This is a genomic window from Microbacterium sp., from assembly GCF_044508325.1.
Classification (GTDB): Bacteria; Actinomycetota; Actinomycetes; order Actinomycetales; family Microbacteriaceae; genus Microbacterium.
Map to the genome: position 1 here is coordinate 16976 of NZ_JBIQHX010000017.1, position 20319 is coordinate 37294.

Consider the following 20319-nt stretch of genomic DNA (forward strand, 5'->3'; position numbering starts at 1 on the left):
CCCTGGAACTCGCGCCTCACCCGAAGGTGAGCAGCAGCGGCACCGCCAGTCCGACGATCCACAACGTGAGGAAGGCGATGCCGATGCCGAGGTACAGCCACACGCGCCGGCGCGGCGCATCGCCCCACATCGAGTGGCGGGCGTGGGCGCGCTGCGCGCGCGAGACGACGCGGCGGATCTCGGGGTCGTCGATGTCGAGCTCACCCGCCTGCGCGCGACTCACGATGCGCTCCGCCTCCTCCGGCGAGAGCTCGGTGTGATCGTCGTTCGGCATGACCCTCCGGCGACCGTGGCCGCCGGTTCGAGTCTAGATCGCGTCGGGGCGCCGGGATCCGGCATCCCCGGCCCACGCGCGCGCGATCGGCACGGGACTGCCCAGCACGTTCTGGGCCGCCCGGTGGCCTGACAGCATCGCCGCGGGGACGGTCGCGGGGTCGTCGGTCCAGGTCGCCTCACCGGCCAGGTGCAGCACGCCGCCGACCGGCGTCGCGAGGTCGTCGTGGTCGGCGGTCGTCGAGCCGACCGTCATGTACGCGTACGAGCCGCGGGCGAAGGGGTCGACCTGCCAGCGCGTGACCTGCACGGCGACGGGCGCCCCGACCCGGTCGCCGTAGAGCCGGCGCAGCTGCGCGAGCGCCGACGCGGCGATGCGCTCGTCGCTCCAGTTGCGCGTCGCGACGGCAGCAGGCCCCGCGGCGAAGGTCAGCAGCGTCGGCACGCCGTCGACGCCGGTGAGGTCGTACCACGAATGCCACCAGTCCCCCTCGGGCCCCTGCTGGCGGATCGCATAGACATCCTCATCCCAGAATCTCGCCGGAAAGCGCAGGAAGACCTTCTCGAACGCGTTCATGGTCAGGCGGCTGAGGGCTCCCGCCACCGGATCCGGCAGCGGCGGCTCGATGACGAACTCCGCCGACCGGAGCACCCCGACCGGCACCGTCACCACGACGGCGGCGGCAGCGATATCCCCGTGCGCCGTCGACACCTCCACTCCGCCGGAGCCCCACCGCACGCGCGAGACGACGTGCTCGAGACGGACGTCGAGACCCTCCGCGAGGGCGGCCGGCAGCCGGTCGTATCCCTCGGGGAACACCACCTCGTCACCGTCGACCGTGTCGTCGTCGAGCCCGTGCGCGGCGAGATCCTCGATCCACGCGCCGTACTGCTCCTCGGTGCGATGCTGGAGGAACTCGCGCACGCGCTGCCTCCGCTCGGCATCCCAGTCCTGCAGGGCGAGCGCCCGCTCGGTGACGTCGCGGTACGAATCGCGCGGCCCGGATGCGGCGACCACGTCGAGCAGCGTCCGGTCGAGGGTGTGGATGTCGTCGGCGAACCGCCGCGCCGCGGCATCCGTCATCCGCCCACCGGCCGGATCGAAGTACGCGATCGGGCGGCTGTCGGGCTGGTAGCTGCCCACCGTGTGCTCGAGGGTCGGCATGCCGAAGGCGGCAGCGGCGGCGGCGACGGGACTGTCATCGACACCGTGGATCCAGGATGCGCCCAGGTCGGTGACGAACCCGCCGGTGCGGTCGGTCACCACCCGGCCGCCGAGGCGATCGCGCGCCTCGAGGACGACGACACGCTGACCTTCGGAGGCGAGCAGGCGTGCTGCGGTGAGCCCGGCGACACCCGCGCCGACCACGATGGTGTCGTGCTGCATGAGCCCGCACGCTACGGCATGTCGGTGTTGGCGTCCAGCCACGCGACCGTCTTGTCGAGCGCCGTCTGCGCTTCGGGAAGATCGAGGTGGAACTGATACTCGTGCGGCAGCTGCGGCTCGTGCGGAGCGGGCCAGAAAAGGGTCGTGACGTCGACGCCGAGAGACTCCAGCCGCTGCGCCATGGGGATGGACTGCAGCCAGGTGAGCGCATCGCCGTTTCCGCCGCTGATGTACGTGGGCGGGAAGTCGGCGGTCACGAAGTCGATCGTCGACATCGTCGCCCCCGACGCCGTCTCGGACCAGTCCTTCTCGCCGGTGTACGCCCACAGCGCGACCTTGAACCCCCACGCGGCCAGACCCTGCAGCTCGGCCATCGCGCGCAGGTCGTACACGCCGCAGTTGAGGAGGGCACCGGCCAGCTGGTCGGCATCCAGAGCAGGGCGGATGCCCAGGAGGTGGGCGTACTGCGGGTTCGTGATGAGCGTGGCCATCTGGCTGGCGAGCTGCCCGCCGGCCGAGTCCCCGGCGATGACGATCTGCGTCGTGTCGACGCTGAACTCGGCGGCATGGGCGTCGAGGTACGCCAGTGCGTCGTTGAGCTGATGCACGGCCGTGGGGTAGGTCTCCTCGGGACCCAGGCCGTACCCGACGCCGATCGTCGTGTACCCGTGCGCGGCGAGGATGCGCAGGTACGGCTCGACGTCCCCGGTCGAACCGGAGATCCACGCGCCGCCGTGGATCCAGACGACCGTGGGACGCCGCTCCCCCTCCGCCGCCTGCGTGAACACGTCGAGCGTGGTGACGCCGCTGTCGTCGCCGTAGGCCACGTCGCGCACCTCGCGCAGCTGCGGGTCGTCCGGAACATGCGGCTGCATCTCGGCCACCGTCGCGTCACCGCCCTGGGTGAACACGGCGCGGATCAGCATCGCCGACGGCCACGGCGTGATCCACCCGATCGCCGTGACCACCAGGACGACGCCGACCACCGCCGCCGCGGTGACCCAGATCCAACGATGCCTGCGATGGGCGCGCCGCGGCGCCTCCGTCTCCCCCGCCATACCGCCCTCTCCGTCGCCCTCAGTCTGGCAGGTTCGGGAAGAAGGTTCTCCCGCGATGTCGATTCCGCTCGCCGCGGTTCATGCCCGCGCCGGCATGCCCGCTCCCTCGAGGACGCCGCGGACCGCACGGGCGCCGGCGGCCGGCCAGCCGGCCCACGCCTTTTCGAGCAGCGCCTCGGCCAGCGACAGGATTCCGAGCGCGGCCTCTTCTGCAGGCCGGGCGAGGAAGGCATCGAGCGCGGCCGCAGCCTCCGGCTCGACGTGCTCGAAACGCCGCCACACATCGAACGGGTCGGGCCGCGCCCGGCCGGGGTGCCGCACCTGGACGATCAGGTCGATGAGGCTCGCCGCAGCCTCTGACCGGATCACGTTCGCGCCGCTGAGCCGCTCGCCGCGGCGCAGGCGTCCGACGCCCACCACGAGCTGCACGAGCAGCACCGCGGCCGTCGCCGGGGCGTCCGAGACCGACCGCGGCCGGGTCAACGCGCGAGCCTGCCCGACGGCGTCGACGACGCCGCCCGCGTCGTATGCGATGTGCGCCGCAGCGATCGGGAACGCCGCCAGGCCCGCGAGATCGGTGACTGCGTACTCGATCACCCGACCGTCGGAGAACAGCGCCTTGAACCCGTCGTGCCATTCCCTGCCGACGGCGACGAGCGACTGGGCGTCGGGAATCCAGGCGGTCGTGCCGCGCAGTTCTTCGACCGCCTCCGGGTGCGCGATCACGGCGATGTCGTGATCGGACCACGCGTCGATCCGCGCCCGATCGGCGCCCGATCCGAGCAGCAGCACCCCGAGGACGCGGTCGTCGCCGCGCGCCCACGCGATCAGCCGATGCGTGTAGACGTCGAACGCCGCCTGGTGCTTGTCGCTCATCCCCGGAACACTTCCATGAGGTCGCCGGCGGCACCGCCGCGCAGGTACACGGGGATGCGCTCCAGGGGGGCGGGCGCCGCGATCGTCGTGCCTCCGGTGTGCAGGTCGCCGGTCCAGGCATCCGTCCACTCCCCCTCGGGCAGGTGCACGGTCCGCTCGGTCGCGCCCGCCTCGAGCACAGGAGCGACGAGGATGTCGTCGCCCAGCAGCCACTGCGCCGGCGCCGACCATGCCGCCGGGTCGTCCGGCCACTCGAAGAACAGCGGGCGCATGAGCGGGCGGTCTGTCGCGATGGCGATCGCTGCGGAGTGGGCAAGGTACGGCACCAGCCGCTCGCGCAGGTGCGTGAATCGGCGCACGAGCGGGATGACGCGCTCATCCCCCGTGCGCTCGGCGATGTTCCACGGCGTGCGGTCGCGCGACGGCCGGCGGTGGTGGTTGAACTCCGAGTGGTACTGCATGATCGGAACGAAGGTGGATGCCTGGACGGCCCGCATGTAGAGCTCGGAGCCGGGGATCTCCCCCGAAAACCCGGCGATGTCCCAGCCCCAGTAGACGATCCCCGACGCGGCTGCGGTCAGCCCGGCGTTGATCGACCATCGGAACGCGTCCCAGGTGGAGTTCTCGTCGCCCGCCCAGAACGCCCCATGCGCCTGCGAGCCGGTGAACCCGGCACGGCTGAACGTGACCGGGGGTCTTCCCGCCGATTGCAGGAGAGCGCCGTACGCAGCGGCATAGGCCACCGGGAACGTGTTGTTCTTCTCGTCGCCGCGGCGCCCGTCGAGGTAGACGAGCTCCGAGCCCCAAGCGTGTTCGCCGCCGTCGGTCTTGAAGCCGTCGATGCCGAGCTCCTCCACGAGGTATCGGCGTTTGTCGGTCCACCATCGTGCGGCGCGTTCGTCGGTGAGATCGGGCATGAGCGCCAGCGGGAACCACCAGCCTCGGTTGCGATACGGACGCGTGCCCCCGCGCGGATCGGGCTCGCGGATGAGCACACCCTCACGGATCGCCGCCTGTGCGTCGGCGGCCGCCTGGGCGCGCGGATGTGGCCGCATCTTGATGAGCGGGACCTGCCATAGGTGCAGCCGCACACCGCGTCGGTGCAGCTCGTCGACCATGCCCTTCGGATCCGGCCACGCGCCGTCGGGTGGGAAGGTGAAGTCGGCGAGCCGGTGCGGCGCACCGTCGTCGGTGACGAGGTACTGCGCATCGCGGAATGCCGTGAACGTCGACTCGTCGCTCCACGCCTCGATCACCACCGACCCTATGGGGATGTCGTGCTGCGCGTGCAGGTCGACCTGGCGCATGACCTCGGCCTGCGTGTTCCACTCGTTGCCGCTCGCCCAGAGCCGGAAAACCCACGAGGGCAGCTCCGTCGCCCGCCCCGCACGGTCGAGGAACGCGCCGAGGACCTCGGTGGGCGTGCCGTCGAACAGCCGCAGCGCGACGGCCCCGTCCGCGCCGGTCTCCGCCTCGATGACGAGGAGGTCGGCGGCCCCGGCGCCGATGTCGAACCACACCCGTCGCGAGGTGTCGACATGCAGGCCCCAGCCCGTTCCGCCGATCACATGCGCGAAGGGCATCGGCATGTACGTCTTGCGCTCGGCGCCCTGACTCTTGTACTGCTCGAACACGACGGCGTCGAGTTCGGTCCCGCGCTGGTCGAGCGCGTCGAACCGCTCCCCGAAGCCGGTCACGTGCTCCCCCGCGGCCAACGGCAGCGCGAATCGGGTGCGCCACGCCCGGTGGCCGTCGTGCAGGACCTCGATCGAACCGGGGATGACCCTGGCCCGCCCGAACTCGGTGAGCGCGGCGGCATCCGATCGCCACCGCGCCGCGCGGAACCTGAACCAGCGCGTGCGCTCGATGCGCCCCGATTCACGCACCGCGGTGAACCGGTAGCGATACTCGCCGCCGAAGCGCACCGGCGGTGAAGTCGCCTGCCAGCCGCCGGCAACCCGCGCCAGCCGGGCCGCGGCCGAGGCCAGATGCCCGCCATCGGTGACCCTGCCGCGCGAGGTCGCGGCGACCCGTGCGAGCTCGAGCTCGTGCGTCTGGCCGTCGCCCTCGTCGGGATGCCACTGCAGCGTGCACCTGACCGCCGTGACGCCGGCGTCAGCCCGCGCTCCCAGCGTCACCGTCTCGCCGGCGATGGGCACGACAGGGAACCGCTGCTCCGTGTCGACGGAATACGGATGCCCGGAACCGGCGGGTCGGTGGCGGATCATCGGGTGTCCTCCTCGATGCGCGTGGGATCGATGCGGCCGAGAGCGACTCCCAGCCGCAGGAACATGGCGTGGCTCCACAGCAGCGGCGTGGCGGCGGGCCCCCAGCGGTCGATCCACGTCTGCCGCATGCCGGGCGCGATCAGGTGCGCGGGGACCTGTTCGGGCAGGTCGAGGTCGGCCGTCGCTGTCGCCGCAGCCCAGTCGAACAGCTCGCCCGCACGCACCGCATCGCCGGACGCCAGGTGCGCGAGCCCCAGGAAGCAGGTCAGCAGCGGCCACTGCCCACCGCCGAAGAACGTGTCGCCGAGGTAGCGGTGCATGCCGCCCTCGACGGTCAGGTGCGCCTCGAGCACGTCAAGTGTGCGTCGGCCGACATCGGAGCGGGCGTCGATGAACCCCAACGGAGCGATCACGGCGGCGAGGCTCCCGTCGACAGCCGTGCTGCCCAGCCACTTGATCAGGTGGCCGTCGGCGATCCCCCGTCCGCCGACCAGCCGGCGGATCGCGGTGGTCTCGGCGGCGATCCGCTCCGCGAGCGGGTCGGCGACGAGACCGGATCGCACCACCGCCTCGAGCCCGGTCGCAATGCACGCGAGTGTCGACACGTGGATGTGCTGAGCGTGCTCCTCCCACCAGTCGTAGCAGGGGCGCTCCCACGACGCGAGCAGATACTCGGCGGTCAGGCCGACGGCTTCGCGATATGCGGCCCCGTCGAGCCGATGCCGCTCGAGGTGCTCGGCGAGCGCCCACAGCCAGGTGCCGTATCCGTCCAGCTGGAAGTCCCACCATTCGTCCGCACCGTCGTCACCCGCGAAAGTGAAGCGGGCGGGCAGCATGTGCGCGGCGGCAGGCATCCGTCCCTGCGCGGTCTCGGCGACGATCCAGCGGATCTTTTCGGCACGACGGGTGATCACCTCGGCGCACCAGCCGAAGAAGCGCGACGCGGACTCGGCGCGACCGGCGATCGAGGCGGCGTCCGCGATGAACGAGCCGTCGCGCAGCCAGCTGTATCCGACATAGGCCGAGAACGTCGGGCTCGCCGGGTAAGCGCCGGTCGGTGTCTGCAGTCCGGTGATGAGATCGATGCTGCGGGCGGCGAGCCGATCGATCACACGGTCACGGGTGGATTGGGTCACGGTCTTCCTTCGATGTCCGGGCGGAGTGGCGCCGGGCGGGGCACACTGCCCCGCCCGGCGTCGGGCTCACTGCAGAAGTGCGTTCACCTCGGCTGCGAGCGCCGGGATGGCCTCGGCGGTGGTTGCCCGCCCGGCGGCGATCTCGCCGAGCGCGTTCCCGACGGCATCCTGGATCTGCGTGGCGTTCGCGCCCAGATCCGGCGCGATCGCGATGCTCTCGAGTGCATCGAACACGGCCTGCCGGTTCGCTGGCGGCGTCAGCTCGAGATACGGCTCGAGGAGCGCCTCGTCGCTGATCGGCGGCAGCTCCCAGCCGGCGGCGAGACGCACCTCGACCATCTCCTTGGAGCTGCTGAGGAACTCGGCCCACTTCTGCGCCGCCTCCTTGTGCTCGGAGTTGCCCGACACGACGACCGCGTTCGAGAAGACGGCGCTCGCCTTCTGCGTGTCACCGGGCTCGACGGCGATGTCCCACTCGAACGGCAGGTCCCCGACGAGACTGATCATCCAGATGCCCGTGTGCCACATGGCGAGCTTTCCGTCCTTGAACAGGTTCGTGTCGAAGTCGGGTGTGCCCGCCCCGTCCGCCGCGGTCGGCATGACGGTGCCGGACTTGCCCGCCAGCCAGTCGGCCGCCGCCGTGCCGGCATCCGAGTCGAAGCCGGCGGTGCCGTCCGCAGCGAGGAACGATCCTCCTGCCTGCTGCACCGCCTTGTAGTACTCGTAGTAGCTGATCGGCTGGTAGTCGCCCCAGACCCCGGCGCCCTTGTCGGTGAGCTTCTCGGCGGCAGCCATCTCGTCCGCCCAGGTCCAGTCCGCAGTCGGGTACTCGACGCCGGCCTGATCGAACAGGTCCTTGTTGTAGAACAGGACGACGTCCGAGAAGGACGTCGGAAGCCCGTACTGGCTCCCGTCGGCCTTGTACACGTCGAGCACCGAAGTGCGGTACTTCGCGGCATCCACCCCGCTGAGCTCGGCGAGCACGCCGCTGGCCTGGATGTTGGCGAAGCTGCCCGCGTCGACATCGAACACGTCGGCCTCGGTGCCGGCGGCGAGATCGGTCTGAAGCTTCGTGAAGTAGTCGGCGTACGCGGAGGTGCGCACCTCGACCGTGATATCGGGGTTCTGGTCCTCGAAAGCGTCGACGATCTGCTGCAGGTTCTCCTCGTTGCCGCCGTTCGCGATGAAGTTCTCGTACGTGATGGTGACGGGCCCTGCGGTCTGATCACCGCCTCCGCCGTCCCCGGACGAGCAGCCGGTCAGCGCGAGCGCTGCGACAGCGGCGAACGACGCGCCGGCGATGAGCTTCTTGTTCATGCGAGTGTTCTCCTTGGTGTGTTCATGTGTGTTGCGGAATATGCAGTCGGGTCTACTTCAGGCCCGTCCCAGCGACGCCCTGAACGATGTATTTCTGGGCGAAGACGTAGAGCGCGAACATCGGCAGGATGCTGATCACCGATCCGGCCATCAGCACGTCCCACTGCGTCGAGTACTGGCCCTGCAGGCTTGACAGGGCCACCGGCAGCGTCTGCATGAGCGGATCGCGCAGGATGATCAGCGGCCACAGGAAGCTGTTCCAGGTGTTGAGGAAGGCGAACACCGCGAGAGTGGCCAGCGCTGGACGGACCAGCGGCAGCATGATCTGGAAGAAGATGCGGAAGTGCCCGGCGCCATCGATCGTGGCCGCCTGATCGAGCTCATCGGGCACGGTGCTCATCGCCTGGCGAAGCAGGAAGACACCGAAGGCCGAGGCGATGGTCGGCAGGATCGCTCCCGCGTACGTGTTGATGAGACCGAGCGCCTTCATCTCGGCGAACAGCGGGACGATGAGCACCTGGAAGGGGATCATCATCGTCGCCAGGTACAGCACGAACACCGCACCGCGGCCGCGGAACGGCATGCGGGCGAAGACGTACGCTGCCATGCTGCTCGTGACCAGCTGCAGCAGGGTGCTGATCACCGAGATGATCAGCGAGTTCACGATGACACGGCCGAACGGCACGCGCTCGAACAGCTCAAGATAAGGCGAGAGCGACGGATCGTCGGGGATCAGCTGCGGAGTCGTGGTGAGGGTCGCCCCTGGAGTGACGGAGGTCACGACCGTCCAGATGAAGGGGAAGACCATGATCAGCGCCCCCGCAAGGAGCAGGACGAACAGGAGCACGCGCCCCCAGGTGCGCCGGTCAGTCATAGTTCACCCACCGGCGCTGACCGTAGAACTGGATCAGGGTGACGACGAGGATCACGACGAACAGCAGCCACGACAGCGCCGACGCCGTGCCCGCCTGCCCATAGCGGAAGGTCAGGTCGTACACCTGCTGCACGACCACCTGGGTGGAGTTGTTGGGCCCGCCGCCGGTCATCACGTACACCTGGTCGAACACCTGGAATCCGTTGATCAGCGAGAGCACGATGACGAAGAACGTGGATGGCGACAGCAGCGGCAGCGTGATTCCGAACAGGCGGCGCCACCACCCGGCGCCGTCGAGCGACGCGGCCTCGTACAGGTCGGGATTGATGGACTGCAGCCCGGCGAGCAGGATCACCATGACGAACCCGAGGTCCTTCCACGCCGAGGCGAGGATGATCGACGGCATGGCCCACGCAGGGTCGGCCCACCAGCCCGGACCGTCGATCCCGAACCAGGCGAGGACGGTGTTCACGACGCCGTTGCTGGGACTGAGCAGCCATCGCCACACGAGGGCGACCACGACCCAGCTGGTGATGACCGGCAGGAAGTACGCGCCGCGCAGCATGGCGCGTCCGCGCAGCCGAGCGTTGAGCGCGAGCGCAAGCGCCAGCCCGCCGACGTAGACGAGCGGCAGGTAGCCGACGAGGTAGTACACCGTGTGCACGAACGCGGCACCGGTCTGCGGATCCGTGAGCAGGTGCGCGTAGTTGTCGAGTCCGACCCATTCCATCGGCCCGATCAGGTTCCAGGAGTGGAGACTTGTCCACGCGGCCGACACCATCGGACCGATGACGAAGGCGAGCAGCGGGATCAGACTGGGCAGCAGGAACACGGCGATCGTCAGCGCGTAGCGCACCCGCCTGCCCCGTGGCGGACGACGCCGGGCAGGGCCTGGTGGTGCGGTCGCGGTGACCGTGCTCGCCGAAGCCGGGGCGAGGGTGCTCACGGCTTCCCCTCGGCGGTCGCCACGAGACGTTCGCGCACCAGCCGCCCTTGGTCCCCGGCGATCCCCTGTGCGTCGAACGGCGTGGCCAGTACGAGCGCGGCGGCACCCTGCGCCCAGCGGTCGTCGTCCCATCGCTCCACGACGACAGCCGTACCGCGCTTTCCTGGAACCAGCGAGCTGCGCAGCGCGCGGTCGAAGGACCCGGACCAGTGCGCCCACGCCTCCACGCCCTCGCCCGAGAGCACGACGATCTCGGGGTCGAGCAGATTGACCGCCCCGGCCAGCGCTCGCCCCAGCGTGTGACCGGCGTGGGCGAAGATCTCCTGCGCCTCCGCGTTCCCGGCATCGGCGAGCGCCCGCAGCTCGTCGATGCCCTCGTCCTCGCCGACCAGGCGGATCGAACGGGCATCGTTGACGAGGGCGCCCTGGCCGATGATCGCCTCGAGGCATCCACGATTGCCGCACTGGCAGAGCGGGCCGTCCTCGCGGACCGGCACGTGACCGAGGTCCCCGGCTCCCCCGGCGCGACCGCGTACGAGATCGCCGTCGGCGACGAGACCGGCGCCGACGCCGTTGCCGACCGTGACGACGAGGATGTTGCGGTACTCGCGTCCCTGCCCGAACAGCTGCTCGGCGACGCTGAGCGCGTTCACGTTGTTCTCCACCACCACGGGCAGCTCGAGCGCGCGTTGGAGCAGTTCGCCGAGAGGAATGTGATTCCAGCCCAGCTGGGTCGAGTCGACCACGCCGACCCCTCGATTCGCCACGGTGCCCGGCAGCCCGACTCCGACGCCGATGACGCGCGTGGTGTCGCCCTCGGCGATGAACGCGCGGACGAGCCCGATCAGGTCGGAGACCGCAAGCGGGGAGACTGCGTCGAAGGGCTTCATCAGCGACCGGGCGACCACGCCGTCGATGCCGACCTCGACGAACGCGACATGATCCGGGGCGATCTTCACCCCGATGGCTGTGATCCCGCGCGATACGAGACCGAGCATGCGCGCGGGCCGTCCGCCGCTGCTGGTCTCGTTCAGTTCCTCGAGCAGCCCGTCGGCGAGCAGGCCCTTCGTGAGCTGGGTGATGAGCGCGGGCGAGACGCCGAGAGCGCGCGCGAGATCGGCGCGGGACGCGGGTCCCTGCGCACCGAGGTGGGCGAGGATCGCCGTCCGGTTGACGTCGGCCTGGTTCCGGTTCTGGGCCACCGCACTCACCTCCTCGTGACTTTATTCAGGCGTGAATTAACGGTAAAAGTAAGACGGATCGGATGTCAAGACCCGATCTCAGACCGCACGGAGACTTCCTCTCCCGCGATGTCGATTCCGCTCGCCGCCGTTCGACGCGATAGTGAGAGGGGACGAAAGGTCCCCGCCGAAACAGGGAGTATCGAGATGAAGCACATGCTGATCATGCGGGCCACGCAGGAAGCAGTCGACGCGTATAACGAGGTCGACTTCAACGAGATCCTGACCGCGATGGGCAAGTACAACGAGTCGCTGCTGAAGGCGGGCGTCATGGTCGGAGGCGACGGCCTCGCCCCCGAGCCCGGGTACATCGTGGACTTCTCGGGCGAGACGCCCATCGTCAGCGACGGGCCCTACGGTGAGGTGCACGAGCTGTTCAACGGGTTCTGGATCCTGGAGACCGCGACTGCCGAGGAGGCGCTGGAGTGGGCCAAGCGCTGCCCGCTGGGCCCGGGCAACAAGCTCGAGGTGCGTCGCGTCACCGACGAGAGCGACTTCGCCGACTTCGCCGACAACGAGTACGTGCAGAAGACGAAGGAGTGGCGCGCCGAGCGCGGCGACGAGTGAGCGCACCCATGGACGACACCCGGCGCGCGGTCGAGGCCGTCTGGCGCATCGAAGGCGTGCGGATCGTCGCATCCGTCGCCAAGATGACCGGCGACCTCGGCCTCGCCGAGGACGTCGCCCAGGAGGCCGTGCTCGAAGCCCTCGGATCTTGGCCGCAGGCCGGCATCCCCCGCAATCCCGGCGCGTGGCTGACCGCCGTCGCGAAGCGGCGCGCCATCGACGCGTGGCGCCGCCGCGAGAAGCTCGACGACCGCTACGCCGAGATCGCGCACACGCTCGACGAGGCATCCGACGACGAATGGCAGCCGATCGACGACGACGTCCTGCGCCTGATCTTCACGGCCTGCCATCCTGTGCTCTCGCGCGAATCGCAGGTCGCCCTCACTCTGAGGGTCGTCGCCGGCCTGTCGACCGAGGAGATCGCACGCATGCTGCTGACCAGCGTGCCCACGGTGCAGGCCCGGATCACGCGGGCCAAGAAGTCGCTGGCGGCGGCGAAGGTGCCGTACGAGAGCCCCGACCCGAACGAGTGGATGCCGCGGCTGGCCGCCGTGCTCGGGGTGGTGTACCTCGTGTTCACCGAGGGCTACGCCGCCACCGCCGGCGAGCGCTGGGTCCGACCCGACCTCGCCGACGAGGCGCTTCGGCTCGGCCGCATGGTCGCAGGCCTGCTGCCTCGAGAGCCCGAACCGCTCGGGCTCGTCGCGCTCATGGAGTTCCAGCGGTCGCGGTTCGCGGCACGCGAGTCGCACGACGGGCCCGTGCTGCTGGCCGATCAGGACCGCTCGCGCTGGGATCGCGGGCAGATCCTGCGCGGCATCCGCACGCTCGAGAAGGCGGATGCCGCAGCCGCCGCGCGGCGGACCGGCCGAGGCCCCTATGCCCTGCAGGCGGCGATCGCACAGTGCCACGCGGTGGCACCGAGCGTGGACGAGACGGACTGGCCGCGCATCGTCGTGCTCTACGAGGTGCTGGGGCGTGTCGCCCCGAGCCCGGTCGTCGAGCTGAACCGCGCCGTGGCGGTGTCGATGGCGAGCGGGCCGGCAGCGGCGCTGCCCCTCGTCGACGCCCTGGAGGAATCCGGGGCCCTGCGGGGATCGCACCTCGTGCCCAGCGTGCGCGGCGAGCTGCTGGGCCGGCTGGGCCGCCTCGAGGAGGCCCGGTCAGAGCTGCTGACGGCCGCGGCGCTCACCGTCAACGAGGCGCAGCAGCGGGTGCTGCGCGACAAGGCCGCGGCGCTGGGGTGAAAGGGCGCCTGCATCCAAAGACTCGGCGGCGCGCGGATCAGGTGCAGGCGAGAAGGATGCGCTCCAGAGCAGACCGATCTGCCCTATTGATTCCGAGTCTCCATTCGGAGACGACTGCGACGAATTTCTCCGCATACATGCAGCGTGCGGACTCGGCGGGCGGCAGCCACTCACTGGGCCCCGAGTCGCTCTTGGCCTGATTCACTCGGCCGATGGAAGCGAGCAGATTCGCTGGGTCGTTGGCGAATGCCATCCGGTCCTCGAAGGTCCATTTCTCGGCGCCCTGACGCCACGCCCACGCGAGCGGAACAATGTGGTCGATCTGCACTTCTGCAGACGTGCTCGCTCCCGACTGGAAATCCACGGTCTCTCCTGTGTACGGATCCAAGAGTCTGCCCGCCAGCACTTTGCAGCCATTCGTCCCGTCCTTCAGGACCACCTCGCTCAGATCGCGCCGCAGGATGTCGTTTCGCGTGTCGCATCCGTTGCGATCCTGATCGAACCACGCCTGACCGAACTGCTCCCGGTAGTACTGCGCGATCGATTTGCCGGGAGAATCAGGAATCTGGGCCAGCAATGCGAGCGCATCGGCGTTCACACCCGGTGCCTCGTCGCTCGGAGACAGCGTCGGTGAAGCAGAGGGCGACAAACCACTCGAGTCGTCGGTGGGCGAGGGAGTCGCTTCGATGCCGGCGGACGCGTGGCCCGGTGCGGGAATTGCACCCAGGGCAGCTACGAGCGGAACCGCGACGACCGCGCTCAGAGAGAGCGCGATCGCCCCGAACAGCACCCAGATACCGGCCGGCAGCTTGCTCGCTCGTCCGCGCCCGTAGAGGTCACCACCTGCCATGACCCACCATCACAGCGGGTGAGGATGACGAAACGGAGTGTCGATATCGACGTCACCGTCGCGGGACAGCGGATAGCGCTCGATGAACATGCGAAACCCCACCCCATATTCGTCGGTTCGCTGAAGAACGTAGGACTCCTGGCGATCCGCCCCGTCGAACTCCTGGATGTGCAACAAGTACTGCACTTGCGCCCAAGCGGCCATCCCTTCGTAGACTGCGAGACGATGGTGGGCACCGTAACGCTGCTCGATCCGCCCCACATTCCAGTTCAAGTACTGCCAGATGTGCGCCAGTTCGTGCGCCGTGGTGCTGATCGCCGCGAGTCGCGGTGATCCGTTCTCAATGAACAGCGAATATCCCTGGGCGTGCTGCTCGGCGAATCCAAGTGCCCGAGCATCCACTCCCGGCGTGGGCTGGAACGTTTCGCGCGATCTGCGTGCGATCTCCTTGGCGTTGACCATGCGAACCATCAGAGCGGCGTTGATCGAAATCTGGAAGGCGGCTTCGAAGTTCCGCTTCACCTCCGCGAACATCAGCTCGAAGTCCTCCCCCGTGCGAAGGACACTGCGCGTGCATCGCATGCAGCGCTCACGGCCATCCGCAAGCCGGTCGAACTCACCGCCCATCAGCTTCGCGAAGCAGAAATCGCAGTAGTTGGCGTTCAGCGGTTCGAACTCGAAAGCACGGGTGCGGTGGGCGTCGACGGCACCGCGGGCGCGCTCGAGGTAGCCGTTGCCGAACCCGTTCGCCTTCAGGTACTCGATCGAGCCCGCGATGTCGACGGCCGCGGCAGCCGGCGATCCGCCGAACGCGAGATAGTCACGTTTGTTCATCGGCACGTTCCTGTTCAGATGCATCGTCGCCGTCGCTGCCGACCACAACCGGTCCGCCGGCACCGTCGAATTCGACCTCCGTGTCGTCGATCACGATATCGGGCACACCTGGCGGTGTTTCCGCCGCCACCTCCCCGGCGACCTGTGAATAGTCGATGCTCACTCCGGTGGTGACCATGTCCGGGGGCACCGGCGTCGACCGCGGAGGCTCGACGCGATGGGACGGTTCCGCGCCCACGCCGTACGCCCGGCGCGACGACGGCAGGATGGCGGTCAAGCGCCGCCAGACGCGGCGCCACCAGGGCATCCTCGGCGGCGGTCTGACCTCCGGCGATGGCGCCACGTCCTGCTGTGCGATGATGAGCGCTCGCCGCTCGACATCCTCCGGCGAATCGTCCGGAAAGACGGGAACCGCTTCCGAGTTGGTACCGGCAGCAGGCGCGGGAGTGGGGGTCTCATGCCATACGAGATAGTCGGTGATGATCTCCAGGAGGCGCCGCCAGTTACGATGCACCGCGACAAGCAGCCCCAGATCGATCAAGCTGTCCTCGACGATGTAGATCGCATCATCATCACCCTCGTCGTCCATCACCTCGAGGCCCGGAAGGAGGTCGCCGAACGCATCCCCGTCGTCGCTGGTGAGCGCCGTCACGTAGCGATGAGCGTGGGGGAAGATCGTCACGAACAGTTCGTTGAGCAGGACCGCCAGCGTCCGCCGCACAGATGCGGGTACCCCCGGCATGCGAACCCGCAGGAGTTCCTTGTTCGCATACCTGCGCGACGGGATTCCAGCGACTTCGCTGCGTCGTGCTCCCGCGAGATCGGAACGTGATGGCAACTCGAGGTAGCCGACCGTGTCGACCTCGATCGTCGCGTAGCAACGCGTGAAGGAGATGTCGTCCACGATGATCTCGGCACCTGTACGTTCCACCCTCCGAATGTCCCCGACCCGGAAGTTTCGCAGCAGACGATAGACGCGGCGCGCCCGGATGTGCTCCGCCGCTCGACGGAGTACGACGCCCCCGTTCTGCTGCTCGTCGCCCACACTCTGCACTTCGTAGTATCGACCGGCGTAGGTGACGAACTGCCCGGGCAGGTACATCTGATGGACGAGTCCGTAGAGTGCGGAACCGATGTAGTTGCGATCCTCCACCTCGTCCTCGACGAAAAAGTACGCCGCTCGGAGCGACTCCACGATCGGATCGAGTGGTCCACCGTCTTCGAGACGGAAGAAACGCTCGAGCGGTTCGTCATCACCGTCAACCGACTCACCTGGAGCGAGTTCGCACGTGATGACTGCGTCCGCCACGCCCGTGTGACGGGCGATCAGACGGCGCAGGGTGGCGTGCGCGGGCGAGATCTCTTCATCGTCGAGCCGGTCCGGCGCGGGTGGGATGACCGGCGGCAACGGCTGGCCGATGAGCGCGAATTCGCGGGCGAGCGCCGGCTCGCTGACCCCGAAGGTGAGCAGCATGAGGATCAGCCGCAGGATGAGGTTGCGCTCCGTGCGGGCGCGGTCGGCGGCGAACGAGGGAACCGCCTTCGGATCTGCCGCGAATATCGAAGCATTGGCGACCATGTAGTCGCGAAGCAGGTAGTCCTCGCTGATCAGATTGACGAATCCCTGCTTCTCAGCGCGCGTTGCGTAGAGGCGAATGCTCTCGTACACGTTGCAGATCTCGTCCTCGACGATGAGGAAGCGGTTGTCCGCGGGCGCAAGATCCCACGGGTTGGACCTCGCGCGGATCGCGTCGGAGAGTGCGTGCTGGGAGAGATCCAGGTCGGCGAAGGCGTTGACCTGGGCATAGTACTGGCCGGCGATCCACGCCATGTCGTGGACGGGAAACGCGCCGGAGCCGATCCATTCGACTTCCGAGATCTGGTACTTGAGTGCGACAGCCCCGATCTCCGTCCCCATTCCGAGGTAGCGCGAGATGGTCGGCAGCACCGCGGCGTGCATGTCCGGCCCGTCCGCTCGCCACACCACTCGCGTGGTGACGCCACGCGGCACGGCTGCGGCCACGACATCGGTGAGGTCTACCTTGAGCTGGTGTGCCAACGCGTCGACCAGTCCATCGTGATTGCGATCGAATGCGGCGAACACGGGACTCTCGCGGCCGCCCAGTCGACTCTGCAGCAGACCCAGCCCCAGCTGACCGGTCGCGAGGATTCGTGAAGGCTCCCCGAGGATGACGTAGTGGACATCACCGAGGAATTCGTCGTTCGCGCGAAACAGCTCGAGGTTGTGGATGTCAGCGAACCGGAGCACTCCGATGTCGAGATCCGCGCGAGGCTGTTGATCAAGCAGCTCGACGCGCCACAGGTCCGGTACGCCGGTGATGCTTTCCAGCCCGCCCTCGATCCACCGGACGAGGTCGGCTGCGATCTCATCACGCCCACAGACGATGAGGCACTTCCGATAGTGGAGGAGGTGGTAGTAGGCGGGGAACACGAGATATGGGGTGAGGTCGCCGTAGAACGGGTTGTTCACCAGCGTGCTGCGACCGCGCATGATGTCTGCTGCCGCGTCGATGAGATTGGAATCGAGCGTCGTTCCGGACGCCTTGAGCCGGCTGAAGTAGGCGGCGGCGAGCTGGTCGACGTCACTCGCCGACCGCGAGAGGGCGTCGAGACGGTCGAACGTGCGCACCGCGTCGGACGACGAGAAGTCGAGGCCGTCATCGATGACGCGGCCCGCGAACGTGTCCTTCAGCACCTCCCGCAGCGCGGCGTAGTCAACGACCCGTTCCGCGCGATCGCGTTCCCCTAGGACATCGTGGCGGAATTCCTCCTCGGTCACTCCGTCGACGGCGAAGTAGATCTCGCCGACGACGAGCGCCGCCAGCGCCGGGAAGGCGACGGCGGCGAACGCCGGAGCCGCCGGGAACGTGCCGGCCAGCGCTGTCAACACGACGGCAAGCACGATGGAGGACCAGTAGAACACTCGCAGGTACACCCGCAGCATCGCGTTGCGACGATGCACGAACCACATGCCGTAGTCAGCGTCGTAACGGTAGAGGCCGTCGACGAGCGTGCTGCCGAGGAAATTCTGGCCCTCGAATGCGCGGCTGAAGAGGCTTCGGAGCAGCAGCTTGAGCAGGACGAAGATGAGCACCGCGGCGGTGTTCTCGATGGTGTACTGCCACCGCGTGTCGTACACCATGGGAAGAACCTGGAAAAAGGCGCGCAACACGTCCTCGATCCAGGTGTTCAGCAGGTAGAGCACGACGAGCGCACCAACCGCGTAAATCGCAGCGATGATCGGCATCGGGTACTGCTGCACGCGACGCGACCTCGGCATGTTGGCGGCCAGCACGAACAGCAGCGCGATGACCATCGGCACCGCCGAGAGCAGCTGCTGAAGGAATGTGAGGATCATCGGAACGTACCGCCGGCGGCCGGAGTCTCGAAGAGGCGCACGCGCTCGATGTGAAGCCTCCGCACGAAATCGTAGGGAGCCCGCACGAACTCTCCAGACTCATTCACCGCGGCGCGGCGGTCGCCGATCGGCAGCTGGAAGAACGAGTCGACGTCCCTCGGGTCATCGACATCGAGTGAGGCGACGGCTGCGGGCGCGCGACGAACGTTCACGGGCTGACCCAGCGACATGATGATCGCGCGTTCCGCTTCGATCATCCGCTCAGCCCGGTTGCGGATCGCCGTGTAGCGTCGCAGCTGCTCACGGTCACGCTCATTCAGGCGCCCGGACCCGATCAGCACGGATCGTGCGTACATATAGGTCGCCAAGTGCGAGAGATACTCCCCGAAGACGCTGGCGCTGCCATTGACGTCCACGACGAACGCCCGCATGACGGAGTTCGTCTCCCGGAGGAGCCGGATGAGCGTGCGCCGCATGAGCAGGAGCGTGACGGTGCCGACCGCCGCGAGGACGAGGACGACCGCCGCCACCAAGAAGACGCTCCAGAGCAGGGAGTTCGTGCTCTGGCGCGCCGCCTGCATCAGGTACGGCACGAACGTTGCCGACCACACCGCGAGCACCACCAGTGAGGCGAGTCCGATCGTCCCGATCCGCATCCGCTGAGCGATGTATCCCGCCACACGACGCCGTTGATCGCCGAGCAGTGTGGCCAATCGCTCCCGATCGAGGATTCCGGTTGTCGCGGGGAGCGTCAGCGTGCTCACCCGCTTGACGAGCTCCTCCTCGATCTCCTCGCGGTCGATATCGCTGAGGACATGGTCTGTGCCGAGGTAGCCACGGTAGGTCGTACGTGCGTCATAGACGGCGCGCGCGAGGACGCGACGTGGCTTCCGGACGAACTGACTGGCACTCACCTGCAGGTCGTCGAACTCCTCCGACCAGGCAGCCTGCTCCGAACGCGGCAGGTCGGCCGCAAGCCCGTAGCCGCTCGTGCGGACCGAGAGCTCGCCACCGCCCAGCCGGTCGAACCTGACGTGTACGTTCTCCTCCCGCAGCAGATCCTTGACGTCGATCTCCGGAGGGCGTTCAGGACGACGGATGCGTGAGTCGAGGTGTTCACGCAGCGCCGTCAGATTGCTCATGTGCCCGCTGAGCAGGTCACCGAGGCCGACGTTGGAGAATTCGACGCCCAGTCGGTACACCCGGTCAGCCTGGAGTGTGCTCGCCGGCAGCGTGTTGACAGCGATGGTGAGGACCGATATCCAGAACCGCAGTTCGTCCTGCCGGTACCCCGAGTTCTGCGGATTCAGAAGGTCGTACACCAGGAACCGCGTCGCTGCAGGATAGTCGTTGCGCGGGACGAACCGGGAGGTGTTCTGCTCCGACTCCATCCGCCACGCGCGACGCAGTTCGCTCTGCGCGTCAGCGGCCACCGGGGCCCTGGTGGAGATGAAGAGCACCTCCGACGGATGAACCTCCTTCATTCGGTATCGTTCGGACAGTTCGCGGTGTGTCCGCACCGCCTCCTCGTCGTACTCGACCTCCTCATACTGCACGCGTACGTCTGAGTGCACCGTCGTCAACTCACGCAGCTTCGACGCCACCGCGCGGGCCGCGGCATCCTCCTCCCGCTCTCCCGGCGCCAGCTCGAGCGCTGACCAGTCCGGCGCCCACGTCTGTTCAGCCCGTCCCGACTCCAGAAGCTGACTGGCGGACACGCGATATCGGATCACTGGTCGAAACGCCTGCGCGGTGAGTGATGGATATCCCAGCAGCTGATGCGCGATGCGGACCAGGGAGAAAGGCGAGTCCGTCAGCGACAGCGCGATGTCGTCGTTTCCACGGAAGTCGAACGGATTCTCAGGGTCGCGCATGGCGTCGACCTCACCGGCGGCATGGTCGACGACGATCGCACGCCACGCCGGCTTGCCCTGGATGACCCGCCGCAGGTCCGGGAGCGCCTTGTCCACCGTCACCGCCTTCGGCGATTCATTCCACTCACAGAATGCGATCTCACCCGAATCCACGAACGGCTCGAAGAAGGTCTTGCACTTCTCGAAGATCGACTTGGCCGCTCGGCTCAGGATGATGACGGTGAACACGCCG

General features: G+C 68.2%; 16 protein-coding genes. 2 read left to right on the forward strand and 14 right to left on the reverse strand.

Going from position 1 to position 20319, the window contains the following annotated elements; all coding sequences use genetic code 11:
• Positions 1-16: 16 nt before the first annotated feature.
• The 10 genes from ACIWQI_RS12805 to ACIWQI_RS12850 form a co-directional block, all read right to left on the reverse strand.
• Entirely contained in the window at positions 17-274 is a 258-nt protein-coding gene (locus ACIWQI_RS12805) for a hypothetical protein (RefSeq protein WP_396657941.1), read from the reverse strand.
• 33 nt (positions 275-307) lie between these two features.
• Positions 308-1660, reverse strand: coding sequence for a flavin monoamine oxidase family protein (locus ACIWQI_RS12810; RefSeq protein ID WP_396657942.1), 1353 nt, complete (start codon positions 1658-1660; stop codon positions 308-310).
• Positions 1661-1671: 11 nt separating this feature from the next.
• Positions 1672-2718, reverse strand: coding sequence for an alpha/beta hydrolase (locus tag ACIWQI_RS12815; RefSeq protein ID WP_396657944.1), 1047 nt, complete (start codon positions 2716-2718; stop codon positions 1672-1674).
• A gap of 78 nt (positions 2719-2796) precedes the next feature.
• A complete protein-coding gene (locus ACIWQI_RS12820; protein ID WP_396657946.1) occupies positions 2797-3594 on the reverse strand; it encodes a hypothetical protein in 798 nt (265 codons plus the stop codon).
• Positions 3591-5822, reverse strand: a complete 2232-nt coding sequence (locus tag ACIWQI_RS12825) for a TIM-barrel domain-containing protein (protein ID WP_396657948.1) — start codon at positions 5820-5822, stop codon at positions 3591-3593. The genes ACIWQI_RS12820 and ACIWQI_RS12825 overlap by 4 nt, the downstream gene beginning before the upstream one ends.
• Positions 5819-6958 (reverse strand): glycoside hydrolase family 15 protein, encoded by a 1140-nt coding sequence (locus ACIWQI_RS12830; protein ID WP_396657950.1) that lies wholly within the window; start codon positions 6956-6958, stop codon positions 5819-5821. The genes ACIWQI_RS12825 and ACIWQI_RS12830 overlap by 4 nt, the downstream gene beginning before the upstream one ends.
• A gap of 66 nt (positions 6959-7024) precedes the next feature.
• Positions 7025-8275 (reverse strand): ABC transporter substrate-binding protein, encoded by a 1251-nt coding sequence (locus ACIWQI_RS12835; RefSeq protein ID WP_396657952.1) that lies wholly within the window; start codon positions 8273-8275, stop codon positions 7025-7027.
• Positions 8276-8327: 52 nt separating this feature from the next.
• Positions 8328-9149 carry a carbohydrate ABC transporter permease gene (locus ACIWQI_RS12840; protein ID WP_396657954.1) on the reverse strand — a complete coding sequence of 274 codons (822 nt, stop codon included), beginning with the start codon at positions 9147-9149 and terminating at the stop codon, positions 8328-8330.
• Positions 9142-10095 (reverse strand): carbohydrate ABC transporter permease, encoded by a 954-nt coding sequence (locus ACIWQI_RS12845; RefSeq protein ID WP_396657956.1) that lies wholly within the window; start codon positions 10093-10095, stop codon positions 9142-9144. Before ACIWQI_RS12845 ends, ACIWQI_RS12840 begins: the two co-directional genes overlap by 8 nt.
• Entirely contained in the window at positions 10092-11297 is a 1206-nt protein-coding gene (locus tag ACIWQI_RS12850) for an ROK family protein (protein ID WP_396657958.1), read from the reverse strand. The genes ACIWQI_RS12845 and ACIWQI_RS12850 overlap by 4 nt, the downstream gene beginning before the upstream one ends.
• A 186-nt stretch (positions 11298-11483) precedes the next feature.
• Here ACIWQI_RS12850 and ACIWQI_RS12855 point away from each other — a divergent pair, with 186 nt between their 5' ends.
• Together ACIWQI_RS12855 and ACIWQI_RS12860 are read left to right on the forward strand one after the other, a co-directional pair.
• Complete coding sequence (locus ACIWQI_RS12855) at positions 11484-11903, forward strand: YciI family protein (protein ID WP_396657959.1); 420 nt, start codon at positions 11484-11486, stop codon at positions 11901-11903.
• A gap of 8 nt (positions 11904-11911) precedes the next feature.
• Positions 11912-13150, forward strand: coding sequence for an RNA polymerase sigma factor (locus ACIWQI_RS12860; RefSeq protein WP_396657961.1), 1239 nt, complete (start codon positions 11912-11914; stop codon positions 13148-13150).
• A gap of 37 nt (positions 13151-13187) precedes the next feature.
• On the opposite strand, the gene ACIWQI_RS12865 is transcribed toward ACIWQI_RS12860, so the two are convergent.
• From ACIWQI_RS12865 to ACIWQI_RS12880, 4 genes are read right to left on the reverse strand one after another with little or no spacing between them, the layout of a single operon-like run.
• Positions 13188-14000 (reverse strand): HNH endonuclease family protein, encoded by an 813-nt coding sequence (locus tag ACIWQI_RS12865; protein WP_396657963.1) that lies wholly within the window; start codon positions 13998-14000, stop codon positions 13188-13190.
• Between the two features lie 9 nt (positions 14001-14009).
• Positions 14010-14834: a hypothetical protein gene (locus tag ACIWQI_RS12870; RefSeq protein WP_396657964.1), complete on the reverse strand. Its 825-nt coding sequence runs from the start codon at positions 14832-14834 to the stop codon at positions 14010-14012.
• Positions 14821-18213 (reverse strand): hypothetical protein, encoded by a 3393-nt coding sequence (locus ACIWQI_RS12875; RefSeq protein ID WP_396657966.1) that lies wholly within the window; start codon positions 18211-18213, stop codon positions 14821-14823. The genes ACIWQI_RS12870 and ACIWQI_RS12875 overlap by 14 nt, the downstream gene beginning before the upstream one ends.
• Complete coding sequence (locus ACIWQI_RS12880; RefSeq protein WP_396657967.1) at positions 18210-20315, reverse strand: hypothetical protein; 2106 nt, start codon at positions 20313-20315, stop codon at positions 18210-18212. The genes ACIWQI_RS12875 and ACIWQI_RS12880 overlap by 4 nt, the downstream gene beginning before the upstream one ends.
• Between the last annotated feature and the right edge of the window lie 4 nt (positions 20316-20319).